Genomic DNA, 19,405 nt, shown 5'->3' with positions numbered 1-19,405 from the left:
AGCTATGACCATCGTCCTCGACATCTTCCGCGCGCTGGCGGACGGGACGCGGCTGCGCATCCTGGCGCTGCTGCGCACGATGGAACTGTCGGTCGGCGAGCTGGCGCAGGTGCTGGGCCAGAGCCAGCCGCGCGTCAGCCGCCATGTCAAGATCCTGTGTGACGCCGGCCTCGCCGAACGGCGCAAGGAAGGAAGCTGGGTGTTCGTCGCGCTCGGCCGCGCGGATCGGGTCGGGCCGGTGCTGACGGCGCTCGACGAATGGAACAGGGAGGCGCCCGACCATTGGGCGGTGGCGGACAGCGCGCGGCTGGCGGCGGTGCGCGCCGATCGCGCCGCGGCGGCGGCCGAGTGGTTCGAGGCGCATGCCGGTGAATGGGACGCGATCCGGTCGCTCCATGTCGCCGACAGCGAGGTCGAGGCGGCGATGGCCCGCGTGGTCGGGGACGCGCCGCTCGGCCGGCTGATCGACATCGGCACCGGCACCGGGCGGATGCTCGAGCTGTTCGCGCCCCGGGCGGAGACGGCGCTCGGCATCGATCGATCGTCGGAAATGCTGCGGCTGGCGCGCGCCAAGCTCGCCGGCGCCGCCAATACCGAGCTGCGCCAGGCCGACCTCTACGCGCTGCCGATGGTGGACGATGCGGCGGACCTCGCGATCATCCACCACGTTCTCCATTTCGCGCAGCAGCCAGGCGCGGCGATCGGCGAGGCGGCGCGGGTACTCGCGCCGGGCGGCCGGCTGCTGATCGCCGATTTCGCGCCGCACGACCGCGAAGAGCTGCGCAGCCGCGAGGGCCACACCCGGCTCGGCTTTTCGGACGAGCAGATGCTCGGCTGGTTCGAGGGCGCCGGGCTGGCGCCGGTGCAGGTCGAGACGCTGGAGGGCGGCGAGCTGACGGTGAAGCTCTGGCTGGCACGCAAGACAGGTACGGACACGAAGGAGGTGAAGGCGGCATGAGCGGAGACGAAGAGGCGCGCCGCGCGACGGCAGGGCCGCTCTATGCCGACCTTGCCGGCGATATCGGCGTGTCGTTCGAATTCTTCCCGCCCAAGACGGAGAAGATGGAGGAGACGCTGTGGGAGTCGATCAAGACGCTCGAGCCGCTCGGCCCCCGCTTCGTCTCGGTGACCTATGGCGCGGGCGGATCGACCCGCGAGCGCACCCACGCGACGGTGGCGCGGATCGAGCGCGAGACGTCGCTGGCGGCGGCGGCGCACCTCACCTGCGTCGAGGCGACGCGCGAGCAGATCGATGCGGTCGCGGAGGAATATTGGGCGGCGGGCGTGCGGCACATCGTCGCTTTGCGCGGCGATCCGCCGGTGGCCGGGGCCAAGTTCGTCTCGCCGACGGGCGGATACGAGAATGCCGCGGCGCTGGTCGCGGGCCTCAGGAAGCTGCACCCGTTCGAGATCTCGGTCGCGGCCTATCCCGAATGCCATCCGGACTCGCCCGATCCCGCGGCCGACCTCGACAACCTCAAGCGCAAGCTCGACGCCGGCGCAACGCGGGCGATCACGCAATTCTTCTTCGAGGCGGAGACATTCCTGCGCTACCGCGACGCCGTCGCGGCGGCGGGAATCGACGCGGAGATCGTGCCGGGGATCATGCCGGTCACCAACTTCGCCAGCATTCAGCGGATGTCGGGGATGTGCGGGACGGCGGTGCCCTCGTGGCTGGCGCGGCTGTTCGAAGGGCTCGACGACCATCCCGGCGCGCGCCAGCTCGTTGCGGCGACGGTGGCGGCGGAGCTGTGCCGCCGGCTCTATGCGGGCGGGGTACGCAACTTCCATTTCTACACGCTCAACCGCGCGGAGCTCAGCTACGCGATCTGCCACCTGCTGGGGCTCAGGCCGCAGGGCAAGGCGCGGGAGGCGGCGGCGTGAATCGTTCCTCCCCGTTTACGGGGAGGGGGACCAGCCGTAGGCTGGTGGAGGGGGCTCTCCGCCAGCGACATCGCGATTGGAGAGCCCCCTCCACCACCGCCTTCGGCGGCGGTCCCCCTCCCCGTAAACGGGGAGGAATGGGAGAAGGACGATGACCTCACGCGAAAAACTGCTCACCGAGGCGACGAAGCGCATCCTGATCACCGACGGCGCGTTCGGGACCGAGATCCAGGGCTGGAAGCTGGCGGAGGCCGACTATGCAGGCACGCTGGGCCTCAGCCATGATCAGAAGGGCAACAACGACATCCTCGCGCTGACCAAGCCCGAGGTGCCGGAGGCGATCCACCGCGCCTATTTCGAGGCCGGCGCCGACATCGCCGAGACCAACACCTTCTCGGCCAACCGCATCAGCCAGGCCGATTACGGCGCCGAGCACCTCGTGCGCGAGATCAACGTGGAGAGCGCGAAGCTCGCCCGTCGGATCGCCGACGAGTTCGAGGCGAAGGATGGCCGTCCTCGCTTCGTCGCGGGCGCAATCGGACCGACCAACAAGACGCTGTCGCTGTCGCCCGACGTCAACGACCCCGGCTATCGCGAGATCGACTTCGATTACCTGAAGGAGGTCTATCGCGAGCAGATCGACGCCTTGGTCGAGGGCGGGGCGGACTTCATCCTGATCGAGACGGTGTTCGACACATTGAATGCCAAGGCCGGGATCATGGCCGCGATCGAGGCGGGCGAGGCGCTGGGCCGGGACCTGCCGATCATGCTGTCGATGACGCTGACCGACCTCAGTGGGCGCAACCTCTCCGGTCACACGGTCGAGGCGTTCTGGCACGCGGTGCGGCACGCGAAGCCGCTGACGATCGGCCTCAACTGCTCGTTCGGCGCGGAGCAGCTCCGCCCGCATGTGAAGACACTGGCCGGCATCGCCGACACGCTGATCATGGTCTATCCCAACGCAGGCCTGCCCAACGAGCTCGGCGCCTATGACGAGCTGCCCGAGACGACGGCGGCGCTGGTCAAGGAATGGGCGGACCAGGGTCAGGTCAACATCCTCGGCGGCTGTTGCGGCTCGACCCCGGCGCACATCAAGGCGATCGCGGAAGCGGTGAAGGCATTGCCGCCGCGCGCGATCCCGACGCCGGAGGTGCGGACCCGGCTCGCCGGCCTGGAACCATTCACGATGGCGGCGTGATCCGTGCCCCGGCGAAGGCCGGGGCTCAGTCTCCGGCTGCTCGCAACTGGGCCCCGGCCTTCGCCGGGGCACAAGAAGAAAGAATAATGACCACCCCATCCTCCACCAATTTCGTCAACGTCGGCGAGCGGACCAACGTCACCGGCTCCGCCGCGTTCAAGAAGCTGATCATGGCCGGCGACTATGCCAAGGCGGTCGACGTCGCGCGCCAGCAGGTCGAGAACGGCGCGCAGGTGATCGACGTCAACATGGACGAGGGCCTGCTCGACGCCGTCGAGGCGATGACGACCTTCCTCAAGCTGATCGCCGCCGAGCCCGACATCGCGCGCGTGCCGGTGATGATCGACAGCTCGAAATGGGAGGTGATCGAGGCCGGGCTCAAGTGCGTCTCCGGCAAGCCGATCGTCAACTCGATCAGCATGAAGGAGGGGGAGGCGCCGTTCCTCGACCATGCCCGCAAATGCATGGCCTATGGCGCCGCCGTCGTCGTGATGGCGTTCGACGAGGTCGGGCAGGCGGATACCCAGGCCCGCAAGGTCGAGATCTGCGAGCGCGCCTACAAGCTGCTGACCGGCATCGGCTTCCCGCCCGAAGACATCATCTTCGACCCCAACGTCTTCGCCGTCGCGACGGGGATCGAGGAGCACAACAACTACGCCGTCGACTTCATCGAGGCGACGCGCGAGATCAAGAAACGCTGTCCGCACGTCCACATCTCCGGCGGCCTCTCGAACCTCTCGTTCAGCTTCCGCGGCAACGAGCCGGTGCGCCGCGCGATGCACTCGGTGTTCCTCTACCACGCCATCCCCGCCGGCATGGACATGGCGATCGTCAACGCGGGGCAGCTCGACGTCTACGACACGATCGATCCGGAGCTGCGCACCGCCTGCGAGGACGTGATCCTCAACCGCGATCCCGAGGCCGGCGAGCGGCTGGTCGCGCTCGCCGAGAGGTTCCGTGGCACCGATGCCGCGGCCGAGAAGGCTGCCGAGGAATGGCGCGGCTGGGACGTCGCCAAGCGGCTCGAGCACGCGCTGGTCAAAGGCATCGACGCGCACATCGTCGACGACACCGAGGAGGCACGCCTGGCGTTCGCGCGGCCGATCGAGGTGATCGAAGGCCCGCTGATGGACGGCATGAACGTGGTCGGCGACCTGTTCGGCTCCGGCAAGATGTTCCTGCCGCAGGTGGTGAAGTCGGCGCGCGTGATGAAGAAGGCGGTCGCCCACCTGCTCCCCTTCATCGAGGCCGCGAAGGAGGAAGGCGCCAAGGGCAAGGGCAAGGTCGTCATGGCTACCGTCAAGGGCGACGTCCACGACATCGGCAAGAACATCGTCGGCGTGGTGCTCCAGTGCAACGGCTTCGAGGTGGTCGACCTCGGCGTGATGGTGCCCTGGTCGCGGATCCTGGAGGCCGCCAACGAGAACGACGCCGACATGATCGGCCTCAGCGGCCTCATCACTCCCTCGCTCGACGAGATGGTGACGGTCGCCGAGGAAATGCAGCGCGCCGAGATGCACATGCCGTTGCTGATCGGCGGCGCGACCACGTCGAAGGTCCACACCGCGCTCCGCATCGCGCCGGCCTATGAGGGGCCGGTGGTGCATGTGCTCGACGCCAGCCGCGCGGTCGGCGTCGCCACGACGCTGGTCAGCGACACCCAGCGCGACGACTATGTCGCCAAGGTCGCCGCCGACTATGCCGCCGTCCGCGCCGCGCGCGAGGGCAAGGGGCAGAGCGAGCTGCTGCCGATCGAGAAGGCGCGTGGCAACGCCTTCCCCGCCGACATGGCGCTCAAGCCCGGCAAGCCGAAGCAGCCCGGCATCCATGTCTTCCCGGACTGGGACCTCGCCGACCTGCGCGAGTGCATCGACTGGACGCCGTTCTTCCGTGCCTGGGAGCTGGCCGGGGTCTATCCCGCGATCCTCGACGACAAGCTGGTCGGCGAGAGCGCGCGCAGCCTGTTCGCCGACGCGCAGAAGATGCTCGACCGCATCATCGCCGAGAAATGGCTGACCGCGCGCGGCGTGGTCGGGCTATGGCCCTGCGTGCGCCATGACGACGACGTGTTCGTCGATCCCGAGGGCGTGTGGAGCCCCGCCGAACTCGCCTCGCTCGACCTGCTCGGGCTCACCGACAGCGACGACCTCGTCCGCCTGCCGTTCCTGCGCCAGCAGATCGCCAAGCGCGAGGGACGGGCGAACATGTGCCTCGCCGATTTCATCGACCGCGACGGCGACTGGATCGGCGGCTTCGCCGTCTCGATCCACGGCATCGAGCCGCACCTCGCCCGTTTCAAGGCGGCGATCGACGACTATTCGGACATCCTGTTGAAGGCGCTCGCCGATCGCTTCGCCGAGGCGTTTGCCGAGCGGCTGCACCAGCATGTCCGCACCACGCTCTGGGGCTATGCCGAGGGCGAGCAGCTCGACAACGAGGCGCTGATCCGCGAGCAGTACCGCGGCATCCGCCCGGCGCCGGGCTATCCCGCCTGTCCCGAGCACAGCCTCAAGCCGCTGCTGTTCAACATGCTCGACGCGCACCATGCGACCGGTATCAGTCTTACGGAGAGCTTCGCGATGCTGCCGACTGCGGCGGTCAGCGGCTTCTACTTCGGACACCCGCAGGCGGAATATTTCGGCGTTGCGCGGATCGGCCCGGACCAGCTCGAGGATTATGCCGGCCGGCGCGGCGTGAGCGTCGAGCAGGCGACCCGCTGGCTGCGGCCGAATTTGGATTAGAAGCAATGCCGGTGCTCCTGCGAAGGCAGGAGCTCGGGCTGCAGGCGATACCCGGTGATCCTGGGCTCCTGCCTTCGCAGGAGCACGATTCCGCCCGCTCGGGACGTGCGTCAGTCCGGTTGACCGTGTGCCGGCACCGTTTCCAAGGCGGCCAGCCGCGCACGATAGCTCGCCAGCAGCGCAGGATCGGCATCCTCGGCGTGCCGCGCGACGAAGTCGGCGAGCGCGTGCCGCAGGTCTTCGCGAAACCTGGCATTGTCCGGTGCCGCATCCAGTTTCGCCGACGCGGTCTCGACAGGTTCCCTGTCCCGCGCGACCAGGCGCCTGCGGCCATAGGGCGATTGATCGACCATGATCGCGATGTTGCGAGGGAAGCCCGGGACATATTTGACGGCGAAGCGCTCGCCCTCCGGCGGGATCAGGATCTCGTTGCGCCACGGATAGAGCGCCGCCGTCATGGTGTCGAAGCTGGTTTCGACGTCGCGCCCGTCCGCCGTTCGCACGACCGCCTCATAATACCAGATGTTGTTGTCGTTCAGGGTCGAGCTGGTTTCCTCCGAATGGACGATCACCGCCGTGCCCGGCGTTCCGACGGCGTTGAGGAACAGCGCGTTCACCGCCGAGCCGAAGAACGGGCTGAGCACGCCCATGATGAATCCCGGGATTCCCAGGACCATCCATCCCGATCGTCGCGTCACCCGAGCCAGCAACGCCCCGATCGAGAAGGCGGCCAACGGATAAATAGGCAACGCTAGGAAGGGATGATGGCTGAGGAAATAGAAGACCGCCGATATCGCCCCCATGCGCGTCTTCTCCACCCCTGGCGTGATGCCGGGCTATGGCGGGAGGGTTTGCACCGGTCAATCGTGGCGTTTCGGGAAACGCGCGTCCCTTTCAATCCTCCCCGCCAGGGGGAGGTGTCAGCTCAAGGCTGACGGAGGGGGAGGACGGCGAACCGGTATGCTTCCTCCCCCTCCGTCGTGCTTCGCACGCCACCTCCCCCTGGCGGGGGAGGATTTGAGCGTCGCCTGATCCTATCCCTTGAGCGCCTCCGCAATCGTCGCAGCGAACGGCGTCGTCGGCCGGCCGATCAGGCGTGAAAGCGCGCGTCCGTCGTCGAACACCGCGCCGTCGGCGGTGGCGGTGCTCGAGTCCGCGATCAGCGCGGCATAGGGCTCGGGCAGGCCGGCGGTGACGAGCGCCGCGCGATACTCCGCTTCCGGCATGTCGATATAGGGAATCTCGCGCCCGGTCTGGCGCGACAGCTCGGCGGCGTACTCGGCCATTGTGAAGGATTCGTCGCCGGCGAGTTCATGGACGGCCTCGGACGGCGCGTGTTCGTCGAGCAGCGCCGCCGCCGCGGCTTCGGCATAGTCCGCCCGCGTGGCGCCGGAGATGCGGCCGTCCCCGGCACTGCCGATCACCGCGCCGTGCGCGAGCGCTGCGGGGATCGTGGCGGTGTAGTTCTCCGTGTACCAGCCGTTGCGCAGCAGGGTGTAGGGAAGGCCGCTCGCCTTGATCAGCGCTTCGGTCTGGAGGTGCTCCTCGGCGAGGGCGAGCCTCGACGTGTCGGCGCGCAACACGCTGGTATAGGCGATCCGCGCGACGCCAGCGCGCTTCGCCGCATCGATCGCGTTGCGGTGCTGCGGGACGCGCTGGCCGACAGCATTCGACGAGATCAGCAGCAGCCGCTCGGCGCCGGCGAAGGCCGTGTCGAGCGTATCCGGCCGCTCATAGTCGCCCTGGCGGATCGTCACGCCCTCGGGAAAGAGCGAAGCGGCGCGAGCGGGATCGCGGACGATCGCCGCGACGGCGGCAGGTCCTGCGCGCCTGGCGAGCGCGGCGACGACGAGCTGGCCGAGCTGGCCGCTGGCGGCGGTGACGAAGAAACGAGGCTGTACGGTCATTGGGATCTCCGGTCTCGATGATTGACCATGGTCTCAAATAGAGACTATAAATCGATCCGGAAGACGGCACTTTCCCGTCACCTGGTTACGCCGGAGATACCCGATGGACGCGCACGAGACGCTGGGTGTGAAGTTCGAGCAATGGCTGACGATGGGGTTCGACGAGACACGGTGCCCGGTGCGCAGCCTGCTCGACCGGATCGGGGACCGCTGGTCGATGCTGTTGCTCGGCGCGTTGGCAGGCGGGCCGAAGCGGTTCAGCGCGCTCGCCCGCGCCGTGCCCGACATCTCGAAGCGGATGCTGACCCAGACGCTGCGCACGCTCGAGACCGACGGGCTCGTCCACCGCGACGTCCGGCCGACCGTGCCGCCCAGCGTCACCTATTCGCTGACCCCGCTCGGGAAGAGCTTCGCCGCGCCGCTGCTCGGGCTGGTCGAATGGGCGGAAGCCAATTTCGGCGCCGTGCTGGCGGCGCGGGAGCGGATGGCGGCGTAGATGGGACTCAAGCTCCTCCCCGGCACGGGGAGGGGGACCAAGACGCGCAGCGGCTTGGTGGAGGGGGCCCTCAACGCCGGAATCCGTCTAGGCGGGCCCCCTCCACCACTCGCTTCGCGAGCGGTCCCCCTCCCCGTGCCGGGGAGGAGCTCGAAGACAAAGAATTCACTTCCCTAATGGGATCGGCTTTGCTTGGTTCCGCCGAGCAACGGAGGGGATGATGGCGACCACCGCTGAGACTGCGCCGACAAGCGAACCGAGCGCGAAGGACATGCGGCTGGTCATCTCGGCCTCGTCGCTGGGCACCGTGTTCGAATGGTATGATTTCTTCATCTACGGCACGCTCGCCGCGTCCGGGATCATCGGGCGCACCTTCTTCCCCGCCGGCAGCGAGATGGTGCAGACCCTGCTCGCCTGGGCGGGTTTCGCGGTCGGCTTCGGCTTCCGGCCGCTGGGAGCGGTGCTGTTCGGCTACCTTGGCGACAGGCTCGGGCGCAAATACACTTTCCTCATCACCATCACGCTGATGGGCATCGCCACCGCCGGCGTCGGCTTGGTCCCCTCCGCCGCGGCGATCGGCATGGCGGCGCCAGTGATCGTGCTGCTGCTCCGCGTCGCGCAGGGGCTCGCGCTCGGCGGCGAATATGGCGGGGCGGCGATCTATGTCGCCGAGCATTCGCCGCCCCGCCGCCGCGGCTTCTTCACCAGCTTCATCCAGGCGAGCGTCAGCGGCGGCTTCATCTTGAGCCTGATCGTGGTGCTGACCGCCAAGCTGACGATGACCGACGCGGTATGGCAGGCGTGGGGTTGGCGCGTGCCGTTCCTGTTCTCGATCGTGCTGCTGGCGGTGTCGCTCTACATGCGCCTCAAGCTCTCGGAGAGCCCGGTGTTCCAGGCGATCAAGGAAGCGGGCGAGACTGCGCGCAATCCCTTCGTCGAGAGCTTCACCTATCCCGGCAACGGCCGGCGGCTGTTCGTCGCGCTGTTCGGCATCGCGGCGGGGCTGACGGTGATCTGGTACACCGCCCTGTTCACCACGCTGTCCTTCCTCCAGACGACGATGCGGGTCGAGGAGACCACCGCGCAGCTCATCACCGGCGCGGGCGCGGTGATGGGGTTGGTCTGGTTCCTCCTCGCCGGGCGGCTGTCGGACCGGGTCGGGCGGCGGCAGCCGATCGTGATCGGCTATATCGCGACGCTGGTGCTGCTGTTCCCGATCTTCTGGTACATGGGCGCCGCCGCCAATCCCCATCTCGCCCATGCCGCGCGCGAGGCACCGGTGATCGTGGCGGGGCCGCAATGCCATTACGCTCCCTTCGCGGCGAAGCAGAGGGATGAATGCGGCCAGCTGCTCGACTATCTGTCGAAGAAGGGCATCGCCTACACCACCGCCGAGGCGCCGGCGGTGGCGGTGACGATCGGCGGCGTGCCGGTGGGCGGCGACAACAGCCCGGCCGCGATCGACGCCGCGCTCGCGGGAGCGGGCTATCAGCTCGACAAGGTGGTGCCGTCGCCCGGCAACATCGTGCGCATCCTCGTCGCGATCTTCCTGTTGGCGGCCTTGTCCGGGGCGACCTACGGACCGGTCGCGGCGCTGCTGACGGAGCTGTTCCCGCCGCGCATCCGCTACAGCTCGATGTCGATCCCCTATCATATCGGCACCGGCTATTTCGGCGGGTTCCTGCCGCTGATCAGCCAGTATATCGTTGCGCGGACGGGGGATCCTTTCGCGGGGTTGTGGTATACTTGGGGCGTGGTGGCGATGTCGCTCGTGGTGGTGATCGTATTTCTGCGCGAACGCGACCTGATCAAGGAGTAGCGTCCCCGCAACGGGGCGGCTAACCGGTCTGCATGACTCCGTCCGCCCCGCATCGCCTGATCCTCGACGGTTCCGCCCTGGTCCACAACTGGCGGCTGCTCGCCCGGATGAGCGGCAGCGCGGCGTGCGGCGCGGCGGTGAAGGCCGATGCCTATGGCCTGGGCGCGGGCGAGGTCGTCCAACGGCTGGCGGAGGCAGGGTGCCGGGATTTCTTCGTCGCGACCTGGGCGGAGGCGCTGGCGCTCGCGGGGCAGGAGGTATCGATCGCGGTGCTCCACGGCGTGCGCGCGGAGGACATGGAGCTTGCCGGCCTGCCGAACACGCGCCCGGTGCTCAGCACTGCCGAGCAGGTGAAGCGCTGGCGCGAGGGCGGCGGGGGCATGTGCGACGTGATGGTCGACACCGGCATGAACCGGCTCGGCCTATCGGTGGAGGAGGTGACGGGCGGGCTGCTCGATGGCCTCGCCATCGACGTGCTGATGAGCCACCTCGCCTGCGCCGACGAGGACTCGCCGATGAATGCGCGCCAGCAGTCCGCGCTGGCCGGGCTCAAGGGGCGGACCAATGCGCGCCGGCTGAGCCTCGCCAACTCGGCGGGGATCGCGCTTGGCGCCGACTATGCGTTCGACCTGACCCGGCCGGGGCTGGCGCTCTACGGCGGCGTGCCGCGGGCGGAGCTGAGCGGGGTGCGGCAGGTCGTTTTTCCCGAGGCACAGATCCTCCAGCGCCGCCGCGTGCCGGCGGGCGGCACGGTCGGCTACAATGCCACTTGGACCGCGCCGGAGGAGACCGAGGTGGCGGTGATCAATCTTGGCTATGCCGATGGCTATTGGCGCGGCTTCTCCGGTCGCGGCATCGCGCAGGCGGGCGGGAAGCGGCTGCCGGTGCTGGGACGCGTGTCGATGGATTTGGCGGCGCTCGACGTCGACGCAGCGCCGGAGCTCGCCGAGGGGGATTGGGTGACGATCGATTATGCCCTGCCGGCGGCGGCAGAGGCCTCGGGCATGTCGCAGTATGAGCTGCTGACGGGCCTGGGGAAGCGCTTCGAGCGGGTGATGCGCTAGGGTCTGAACTCAATTGAAATTCGGCCGCCGCTGCGCGGTCGCCCATGGGCGACCTCGATCCTCGTTCCAATTGAGTTCAGACCCTAGTGAACCGACCCGCCGTCGCGCGATCAGCGGACCCTGATCGCGGAGATCGTTGTCGCAGGTGTGATCACTTCGACATCGGTCCTGAGATGGAGCAGCCGGACGCCGCGTCGTGCCCTGGCCCGCTCCAGCGCCGGCGCGAATTCCTCCGTCCGCTCCACCGTCTCCGCCCATCCGCCATAGGCGCGCGCCAGCGCGGCGAAGTCCGGATTGCGGAGTCCGGTGCCGCTCACCCTCGCCGGATACTCGCGCTCCTGGTGCATGCGGATCGTGCCATAGGCGCCGTTGTCGACGAGGATGACGATCAGGTCGGCGCCATGCTGGACTGCGGTCGCCAGCTCCTGGCCATTCATCAGGAAGTCGCCGTCGCCTGCCACCGCGACCACCTGCCGCTCCGGGAACCGCAACGCCGCCGCCACCGCTGCCGGCACGCCATAGCCCATCGCGCCGGCCGTCGGGGCAAGCTGGGAGGGCTTGGCGGCATAAGGCCAGTAGCGGTGCCACCAGCTCGAGAAATTGCCCGCGCCGTTGCAGATGATCGTATCGGCCGGCAGCAGCTCTCGCGCCGCTGCCACGCACTGCCCGAGGTCGAGTGCGACGCCATCGCGCGGGTGCGGCGTCGACCAGGCCCGCCATTCCGCATTGGCGTCCGCACCCGTAGGGCGGGGCGGTCCGTCGAGCGCAGCGAGCGCCTCGGCGAACTCGGCCATGCCGGCGCAGATCGCGAGGTCGGCGCGATAGGTGCGGCCGAGCTCGTCCGGGTCGGGATGGACGTGGACCAGCCGCTGGCCCGGATGCTCCGGCGTGATCAGCGTGTAGCCGTCGGTGGTCGCTTCGCCGAGCCGCGCGCCGACGACGAGCAGCAGGTCGGCCGCCTTGATCCGCTCGACCAGCTTCGGATTGGGGCCGTAGCCGAGGTTGCCGGCATAGACCGGGCAGTCGTTGGGGATCGCGTCCTGCCGGCGAAAGGCAGCGGCGACGGGGATGCCGGTGCGGTCGGCCCAGGCGGCGAAATCCTGCCCGGCGACGTTGCTCCAGTCCGCGCCGCCCACGATCGCGATCGGATGCTCGGCGGTGGCGAGCAGGTCGGCGAGCCGGTCGATCGAGTCGGGGTCGCAACCCTGCGCGATCCTCTCCACGCGCGGCCGGTCCACGGCTTCGGCGGTCTCGACCAGCATATCCTCGGGGATCGCCAGCACCACCGGCCCCGGCCGCCCGTTCATCGCGGTCGCATAGGCGCGCGCGACATATTCGGGGATGCGCTTCGGGTCCTCGATCCGGCTCGCCCATTTCGCCAGCGGCGCGAACATCGCGGGCAGGTCGATCTCCTGGAACGCCTCGCGGTCGCGCGTGCCGCGGTCGATGTCGCCGACGAACAGGATCATCGGCACCGAATCTTGGCAAGCGACATGCACGCCGATCGAGGCGTTGGTTGCGCCGGGGCCCCGCGTCACGAAGGCGACGCCGGGCCGCCCCGTCATCGCGCCGTCCGCGCCTGCCATGAAGGTCACGCCGCCCTCCTGACGGCAGGTCACCACGTCGATCTGGGGCGTGTCGTGGAGCGCGTCGAGCACCGCGAGGAAGCTCTCGCCCGGTACGTGGAAGATGCGGTCGCAGCCCTGCGCCACGAGGTTGTCGACCAGGATGCGGCCGCCGGTGCGCTGCGCGATGTGTTGCGTCGTCATGGCGTGGGTGTAACCGCGTCGACGGAAAATGGGAGGGGGTGGAAGTTGAAAGTCGGTTCAGGTTCGCTTGACCAGCCCCGCGGCCGCCGCCTATCGCCGCGGCGAAGGAGAGACTCGGGCCTATGAAGAAGCTCTATCCCGACGCCGCCGCTGCTCTCGAGGGGCTGCTGTTCGACGGCATGACGATCTGCGCGGGCGGCTTCGGCCTGTGCGGCATCCCGGAGCGGCTGATAGACGCGATCCAGGCGTCGGGGGTCAAGGACCTCACCATCGCCTCCAACAATGCCGGCATCGACAACGAGGGGCTCGGCAAGCTGCTCCGCTCGCGCCAGGTGAAGAAGATGATCTCGTCCTATGTCGGCGAGAACAAGGAGTTCGAGCGCCAGTATCTTGCCGGTGAGCTCGAGGTCGAGTTCTGCCCCCAGGGCACGCTCGCCGAGCGCTGCCGCGCGGGCGGGGCGGGCATCCCGGGTTTCTACACCAAGACCGGCGTCGGCACGCAGGTCGCCGAGGGCAAGGAAGTGAAGGTCTTCGACGGCGAGGACTATATCCTGGAGCGCGGCATCCGCGCCGACCTGTCGATCATCAAGGGCTGGAAGGCGGACGAGGCCGGCAACCTGGTCTTCCGCAAGACCGCACGCAACTTCAACCAGCCGATGGCGACGGCGGGAAAGATCTGTGTCGCCGAGGTGGAGGAGGTGGTGCCGGTCGGCGCCCTCGATCCGGACGGCATCCATCTGCCCGGCATCTATGTGAAGCGGCTGATCGTGGGCAGCCCCTATGACAAGAAGATCGAGTTCGTGACCACCCGGGAGCGCGAAGCGGCGTGATCCGCGCGGTCGCGGCCTTGATGCTGTCGCCGCTGGCGGGCGGCTGCGTCGCGGCCGCCGCGATCCCGGCGGTCGCCGGCTCGATGATCGTCAAGTCGCAGATGGACAAGAAGCGCGAGCGGCGCGTCGAGGTTCAGGCGGCCGCGCCGGCACAAAGTGTCGACACGCCTGAAGGACGCGTGACGGTCATCAAGGGTATGACTGCGCTGCCCCCGCCGACCGGTACGCCGCCGACCGGTACGCCGCCGGCCGCGGCTGCCGCCGCAGCGGCGGGTGGAGCGGTGCCCGAGACGATGCAGTATCTCTACGGCTCGGGGGAAAGCGCCGGGCTCAGCATGCAGGCCTATCGTGCGCTGGCCGATTATCTCACCAAGAACGTCGTCTATCGCCGCAGGGAGACGCTGCGTCAGGTCGTGTTGAGCGACGGTTCCTCGCTCAACGCGCCGCTGTTCGAGCCGTGCGGGGCCAAGCCACTCGCCGTCGTCCTCGACATCGACGAGACTGCGGTGCTCAACCTCGGTTATGAGGCCGACGCGGCTCGGCGCGGTGGCGGCTATGACGATGCCCGCTGGGGGCGCTGGGAGGCGAGCGGCGCCGACAAAGTCGTTGCGGTTCCCGGCGCTAAGGCGGCGCTCGACGCCGCTCGCAAGGCCGGCATCACCGTGATCTTCAATTCCAACCGCAGCAACGCCAACGCGACTGCGACCGAAGCGGCGCTCGATCATGCCGGGCTCGGCCCCGCCAAGCACGGTGAGACCTTGTGGCTGAAGGGCGACGACGGCGGTGGTTCGGGCAAGGACGACCGCCGCTGGGCGATCGCCAGCGGCTATTGCGTGGTCGCGATGGTCGGCGACCAGCTCGGCGACTTCAGCGACCTGTTCAATGATCCGCGTATGACTCCCGCCGCCCGCCGCGCCTTCGCCGCCACATCGCCGGTCGCGGAGCTGTGGGGCAACGGCTGGTTCCTGCTGCCCAACCCGGTCTACGGCACCGGCCTCAAGGGCGGCTTCGACGATGTTTTTCCCGCCGACAAGCGCTGGAGCGATCCGGCCGAAGGAGTGAAGTGATGCCCTGGACCCGCGACGAAATGGCCGCCCGTGCCGCGAAGGAGCTTCGCGACGGCTTCTACGTCAATCTCGGCATCGGCATCCCGACGCTGGTCGCGAACCACATCCCCGACGGCGTCGAGGTGACGCTCCAGTCGGAGAACGGGATGCTCGGCATCGGTCCGTTCCCCTATCCGGACGAGGTCGACCCCGATCTCATCAACGCCGGCAAGCAGACGATCAGCGAACTGCCGCAGTCGGTCTATTTCAGCTCGGCGGACAGCTTCGCGATGATCCGCGGCGGGCATATCGACCTGACCGTGCTCGGCGCGATGGAGGTGTCGCAAGGCGGCGATATCGCCAACTGGATGATCCCCGGCAAGATGATCAAGGGCATGGGCGGCGCGATGGACCTGGTCGCGGGCGTCAAGAAGATCATCGTGGTGATGGAGCATGTCTCCAAGAACGGCGACCCCAAGTTCATCCCCGAATGCACGCTGCCGCTGACCGGCAGGAACGTGGTCGACATGATCATCACCGACCTCGCCGTGTTCCAGCGGGCCGATCACCAGTCGCCGTTCCGTCTGATCGAGATGGCGCCGGGCGTGACCGAGGAGGAGGTCGCGGCGAAGACGACCGCACAGTATGAACCTCTGTCGGCGGCCGTGAACGCCTGATGGCGGCGGAGGCCTTCACGCCGAAGGTCTTCACCACCTTCCGCGAAGGCTATGGCCCGGCGCGGCTGCGCGCCGATGTGCTCGCGGGCCTGACCGTCGCGATCGTCGCGTTGCCGCTCGCGATGGCGCTCGGCATCGCCAGCGGCGCATCACCGCGCGAGGGGCTCGTCACCGCGATCGTCGCCGGCTTCCTGATCTCGGCGCTGGGCGGCTCCAGGGTGCAGATCGGCGGGCCGACCGGCGCCTTCGTCGTGATCGTCGCCGGTGTCATCGCCGCGCACGGCCTGTCTGGGCTGGTGCTGGCGACGCTGATCGCCGGCCTCGTCCTGATCGGTGCAGGCTATGCCGGGGTCGGGCGGCTGATGCGCTTCGTGCCGATGCCGGTGATCACCGGCTTCACCGCCGGCATCGCGGTGATCATCGCCTCCAGCCAGGTCGGCGATGTCCTGGGCCTGAGGGCGGGTGCGGTGCCGGCCGAGTTCGTCGAGAAGTGGATCGCCTATATCCGTGCGCTCGACACGGTGAATTGGGCGGCGCTGGGGATCGGTGCGGGTACGCTGGAACTCATTCTCCTTCTCCGGCGCTTCGCACCGCGCGTGCCGGCCTATCTTGCCGCGATCGTCGCGAGCGGCTTCATAGTCTGGGCATTCGGCCTGCCGGTCGAGACGGTGGGCAGTCGGTTCGGTCGGATGCCGGCCGGCCTGCCTTGGCCGCACCTGCCCGAGATGTCGCTCCAGGCGGTGCGCGACGTGCTGCCGAGCGCCTTCACCATCGCCTTCCTCGCCGGCATCGAGGCTCTGCTCTCCGCCGCCGTGGCTGACGGCATGACCGGCTATCGCCACCGTCCGAACCAGGAGCTGGTCGGCATGGGCGTCGCCAACATCGCCTCGAGCCTGTTCGGCGGATTGCCCGCCACCGGCGCGATCGCGCGTACAGCGACCAACATCCGCGCAGGCGCGCTGACGCCAATGGCGGGCATGTTCCACGCGCTGTTCCTGCTCCTCTTCCTGCTGCTGGCGAGCGTGCTGATCGGCTATGTGCCGATGGCGGCGCTGGCGGCGATCCTGCTGATGGTCGCCTGGGGGATGAGCGAATCGGAGCGCTTCGTCGCGCTCCTGCGCAGCGACCCCGGCGAGCGGGCGTTGCTGCTGCTCACCTTCGCCTTGACCGTGCTGGTCGATCTGACCGTCGCGATCGGCGTCGGCGTGACGCTGGCGGCGCTGCTGTTCATGCGCCGGATGAGCGAACATGCCGGGCTGGTATCTGTCGATCCCGACGAGGATCCCGATCAGCGCGCCAATCTTCCCGAAGGCGTCGAGGTGTTCCGCTTCACCGGTCCGATCTTCTTCGGCGTAGCGAGCGAGATGCTGGAGGCGCTGCGCCGGATCGGCCGCAGCCCGCGCGCCGTGATCCTGCGCATGGAGCAGGTCCCCTACATCGACGCGACCGGTGCGGCGGCGTTGGAGACCTTTGTACGTCAGGCCGCCTGGTCGAATGTCGAAGTCTGGCTGTGCGGCCTCCAGCGCAAGCCGCTCGATTTCCTCATGCGCATGGAGCCGCGCTACGCCGGTGCGCACCGCGCACTGACTTATGAAGGCGCACTCAAGCAGCTCGCCCGGGCATCGCACGACGTCGGGTGACCTGCCACGTTGACGCTAGGTCCGCCGAGGCGTAGCGTTCTCCCCATGTTCGGCTGGTTCCGCCGCCGCTATCTCGACCTGCTGGGCTCGATCTACATCTACAACGAGCACCGCGGGTACACGAGCATCGATCGCGTGCTCGAAGCCGTTCGCGCCCGCGCTCCCGACGACCATGTCCTGATCGCCGCGATCGAGAAGCATCGCGCCGACGAGCGCAAACATTATGTGATGTTCAAGCGATGGTTCGAGCTCCAGGGCAGGATGCCGCTGATGGTCGACCGCACCTGCGGCCATATCGACCGCTTCGTCGAGATCATGTTCCGCCGCACGATCGACGAGCTCGACACCCAGGCGATCATCGCCGACGACCATCAGTTCGAGAAGCTCTGCCGGGTGATCTCGCTCACCGAGCAGCGCGGCTTCAAGCAGGTCGAGATCCTGCTCAGGCACCCGATCGTGACGAAGGACCGGGCGCTCGTCCGCATCTTTCGGGTGATTGAAAAGGACGAGCCGAGCCATTGGGCGCCGTACGAAAGCTGGCTCAAAGCGCACGGCAAGCGCGATCCGCGCTGGTGGGAGCGTGCGATCGACAGCTTCATCCATTCCGAGCTGCTGCTCATCAAGCTGCCGGTGCTGTTCCTCAACCCGCGGCTTAAGCGCCGGACGGAATGGGCGGACGCGCGGGAATCCGCCGAGAGGCTTGCTTCGCCGATCCCCGCCATCGCATAGATCGGCCATGCGGATACTTCTGACGGGTTCCTCCGGCTGGCTCGGCCGTTTCCTCGCGCCGCTGCTCCGGAGCCAAGGGCATGACCTGCTCGGCCTCGACGTCGCCGCTGGCGCCGACACCGACATCGTCGGCAGCGTCGCCGACCGCGCGCTGGTCGACCGGCTGTTCGGCGAGCATGGCTTCGACGGTGTGGTCCACGCCGGCGCGCTGCACAAGCCCGACATCGCCCGCTACCCGCGCCAGGCGTTCGTCGACGTCAACGTCACCGGCACGCTCAATCTGCTCGAAGCGGCGGTGGCGCATGGCGCGTCGCGGTTCGTCTTCACCTCGACCACCTCGCTGATGATTACCCAGGCGATCCGCGACGAGACTGCGAACGAGGCGGTATGGCTCGACGAGACGAGCGGGCCGCTCACCCCGCGCAACATCTACGGCGCCACCAAGCGTGCCGCCGAGGAGCTGTGCCGCCTGGTCCACGCCGACCATGGCCTGCCGGTGGTGGTGCTCCGCACTGCGCGCTTCTTCCCCGAGGAGGACGATACTCATCGCGCGCTCTCAGGCGAGAACATGAAGGCCAACGAGTTCCTCAATCGCCGCCTGACGGTCGAGGATTGCGCCCGTGCGCACCTGATCGCGCTGGAGAAGGCGCCGGAGGTCGGGTTCGGCCTGTACGTCGTCTCCGCGCCGACGCCGTTCGACCGCGACGAGGTCGCGGCGCTCAAGACCGACGCGCCGGCGGTGATCGCGCGCCACTTCCCCGACGCCGCCGCGCTCTACGCCCGGCGTGGCTGGTCGCTGCCGGCGAGCATCGGCCGCGTCTACGAAGCCTCGGCGATCGAGCGCGACCTCGGTTTCCGCTGCGAGACCGATTTCGCCGCGGTGCTTGCGGCGCTGCGCGACGGCGCGCCGCTGCCGTTCGCGCACGATCCGGATTATATCTCGCCAAAGGAGCCGGCCGCCGCGTTGTGAGGCCAGGGCGAATCGGGTAGATTAGGGTGACACCGGAAGGGGGATTCCGATGCTGCGCCGCTCGATCCTTCAGCTGCCCTTGCTTGCCTGGTCGACCTCGTTGCTCGCGCAGACCCGCGCACCCGATGCGCCGCCGATCGGCCGCGTCCCGTCGGGCGCCGACCGCGAGGGGCAGAAGCGCGCCGTCGGCATCAGCGCGACGAGCTTCAAGGTGCTGTCGAACGAGACCGGCGGCGACCTGTTCGTGATGGAGCAGAGCAACACCCGCAAGGGCGGCCCTTCACGCCACCTTCACCATAATGAGGACGAGCTCTTCTTCGTGCTGGAGGGCCAGTATCTCGTCGAGGTCGGCGACACCAAGTCATGGCTGGGACCGGGCGACTGCATCCTCGGCCCGCGCGGCATTCCGCATGCCTGGGCGTTCGTCGGCGATACGACCGGCCGGCTGCTGATCTCCTTCGCCCCAGCGAACAAGATGGAAGCCTTCTTCCGTGAGCGCGAGGCGCGGGGGATCAAGCCTGGCCAATATGCGCAGACGCGCGAGGACGCCGCGGTGCTGCGCGATTACGGGATGGAATGGATCGGCCCGCCGATCCCGCCGGAGGACTTCCGTCGTGCGTAGCCCGCGCAATACA

17 protein-coding genes are annotated in these 19,405 nt (G+C 68.4%); 14 read left to right on the top strand and 3 right to left on the bottom strand.

Annotation, left to right across the window (positions count from 1 at the left end; all coding sequences use genetic code 11):
* The first annotated feature begins 4 nt into the window (after nucleotides 1-4).
* The 4 genes from AC2YHA_RS09875 (at nucleotide 5) to metH (ending at nucleotide 5,823) form a co-directional block, all read left to right on the top strand.
* Nucleotides 5-958 carry an ArsR/SmtB family transcription factor gene (locus tag AC2YHA_RS09875; protein ID WP_487401351.1) on the top strand — a complete coding sequence of 318 codons (954 nt, stop codon included), beginning with the start codon at nucleotides 5-7 and terminating at the stop codon, nucleotides 956-958.
* Nucleotides 955-1,884, top strand: coding sequence for a methylenetetrahydrofolate reductase (gene metF / locus AC2YHA_RS09870; RefSeq protein WP_487401350.1), 930 nt, complete (start codon nucleotides 955-957; stop codon nucleotides 1,882-1,884). Before AC2YHA_RS09875 ends, metF begins: the two co-directional genes overlap by 4 nt.
* A gap of 151 nt (nucleotides 1,885-2,035) precedes the next feature.
* Nucleotides 2,036-3,082, top strand: coding sequence for a homocysteine S-methyltransferase family protein (locus AC2YHA_RS09865; RefSeq protein WP_487401349.1), 1,047 nt, complete (start codon nucleotides 2,036-2,038; stop codon nucleotides 3,080-3,082).
* 86 nt (nucleotides 3,083-3,168) lie between these two features.
* Nucleotides 3,169-5,823, top strand: a complete 2,655-nt coding sequence (gene metH, locus AC2YHA_RS09860) for a methionine synthase (protein ID WP_487401348.1) — start codon at nucleotides 3,169-3,171, stop codon at nucleotides 5,821-5,823.
* A gap of 110 nt (nucleotides 5,824-5,933) precedes the next feature.
* Here the strand turns inward: metH and AC2YHA_RS09855 are convergent, their stop codons facing one another.
* Both AC2YHA_RS09855 and AC2YHA_RS09850 read right to left on the bottom strand, forming a co-directional pair.
* Nucleotides 5,934-6,500: a hypothetical protein gene (locus AC2YHA_RS09855; RefSeq protein WP_487401347.1), complete on the bottom strand. Its 567-nt coding sequence runs from the start codon at nucleotides 6,498-6,500 to the stop codon at nucleotides 5,934-5,936.
* A 357-nt stretch (nucleotides 6,501-6,857) separates the two neighbouring features.
* A complete protein-coding gene (locus AC2YHA_RS09850; RefSeq protein WP_487401346.1) occupies nucleotides 6,858-7,730 on the bottom strand; it encodes an SDR family oxidoreductase in 873 nt (290 codons plus the stop codon).
* Nucleotides 7,731-7,833: 103 nt separating this feature from the next.
* On the opposite strand from AC2YHA_RS09850, the gene AC2YHA_RS09845 reads away from it, so the two are divergent.
* The 3 genes from AC2YHA_RS09845 (at nucleotide 7,834) to alr (ending at nucleotide 11,109) form a co-directional block, all read left to right on the top strand.
* Entirely contained in the window at nucleotides 7,834-8,226 is a 393-nt protein-coding gene (locus AC2YHA_RS09845; protein ID WP_487401345.1) for a winged helix-turn-helix transcriptional regulator, read from the top strand.
* A gap of 217 nt (nucleotides 8,227-8,443) precedes the next feature.
* Nucleotides 8,444-10,045, top strand: coding sequence for an MFS transporter (locus AC2YHA_RS09840; RefSeq protein ID WP_487401344.1), 1,602 nt, complete (start codon nucleotides 8,444-8,446; stop codon nucleotides 10,043-10,045).
* A 32-nt stretch (nucleotides 10,046-10,077) separates the two neighbouring features.
* Nucleotides 10,078-11,109 (top strand): alanine racemase, encoded by a 1,032-nt coding sequence (alr, locus tag AC2YHA_RS09835; protein WP_487401343.1) that lies wholly within the window; start codon nucleotides 10,078-10,080, stop codon nucleotides 11,107-11,109.
* Between the two features lie 110 nt (nucleotides 11,110-11,219).
* Here the strand turns inward: alr and AC2YHA_RS09830 are convergent, their stop codons facing one another.
* Nucleotides 11,220-12,878 (bottom strand): thiamine pyrophosphate-binding protein, encoded by a 1,659-nt coding sequence (locus tag AC2YHA_RS09830; protein ID WP_487401342.1) that lies wholly within the window; start codon nucleotides 12,876-12,878, stop codon nucleotides 11,220-11,222.
* Nucleotides 12,879-13,000: 122 nt separating this feature from the next.
* Between AC2YHA_RS09830 and AC2YHA_RS09825 the strand changes: the two genes are divergently transcribed.
* Genes AC2YHA_RS09825 through AC2YHA_RS09795 form a run of 7 tightly spaced genes read left to right on the top strand, consistent with a single transcriptional unit; the run spans nucleotide 13,001 to nucleotide 19,392 of the window.
* On the top strand, nucleotides 13,001-13,708 hold the full coding sequence (locus AC2YHA_RS09825; RefSeq protein ID WP_233785576.1) for a CoA transferase subunit A: 708 nt from the start codon (nucleotides 13,001-13,003) through the stop codon (nucleotides 13,706-13,708).
* Nucleotides 13,705-14,775, top strand: coding sequence for an HAD family acid phosphatase (locus AC2YHA_RS09820; RefSeq protein ID WP_487401341.1), 1,071 nt, complete (start codon nucleotides 13,705-13,707; stop codon nucleotides 14,773-14,775). Before AC2YHA_RS09825 ends, AC2YHA_RS09820 begins: the two co-directional genes overlap by 4 nt.
* Nucleotides 14,775-15,431, top strand: a complete 657-nt coding sequence (locus tag AC2YHA_RS09815; RefSeq protein WP_487401340.1) for a CoA transferase subunit B — start codon at nucleotides 14,775-14,777, stop codon at nucleotides 15,429-15,431. The genes AC2YHA_RS09820 and AC2YHA_RS09815 overlap by 1 nt, the downstream gene beginning before the upstream one ends.
* On the top strand, nucleotides 15,431-17,071 hold the full coding sequence (locus AC2YHA_RS09810) for a SulP family inorganic anion transporter (RefSeq protein ID WP_487401339.1): 1,641 nt from the start codon (nucleotides 15,431-15,433) through the stop codon (nucleotides 17,069-17,071). Before AC2YHA_RS09815 ends, AC2YHA_RS09810 begins: the two co-directional genes overlap by 1 nt.
* Nucleotides 17,072-17,116: 45 nt before the next feature.
* Nucleotides 17,117-17,800 (top strand): ferritin-like domain-containing protein, encoded by a 684-nt coding sequence (locus AC2YHA_RS09805; RefSeq protein WP_487401338.1) that lies wholly within the window; start codon nucleotides 17,117-17,119, stop codon nucleotides 17,798-17,800.
* Nucleotides 17,801-17,807: 7 nt separating this feature from the next.
* Nucleotides 17,808-18,770, top strand: a complete 963-nt coding sequence (locus AC2YHA_RS09800; protein WP_487401337.1) for an NAD-dependent epimerase/dehydratase family protein — start codon at nucleotides 17,808-17,810, stop codon at nucleotides 18,768-18,770.
* Nucleotides 18,771-18,819: 49 nt separating this feature from the next.
* The gene (locus AC2YHA_RS09795) at nucleotides 18,820-19,392 is read left to right on the top strand and encodes a cupin domain-containing protein (protein WP_487401336.1); all 573 of its coding nucleotides are present in this window, start codon (nucleotides 18,820-18,822) and stop codon (nucleotides 19,390-19,392) included.
* Nucleotides 19,393-19,405: the final 13 nt, after the last annotated feature.

The organism is Sphingomonas sp. SRI_018, from assembly GCF_057586275.1.
This window is presented reverse-complemented; position numbering and strand designations above follow the sequence as displayed.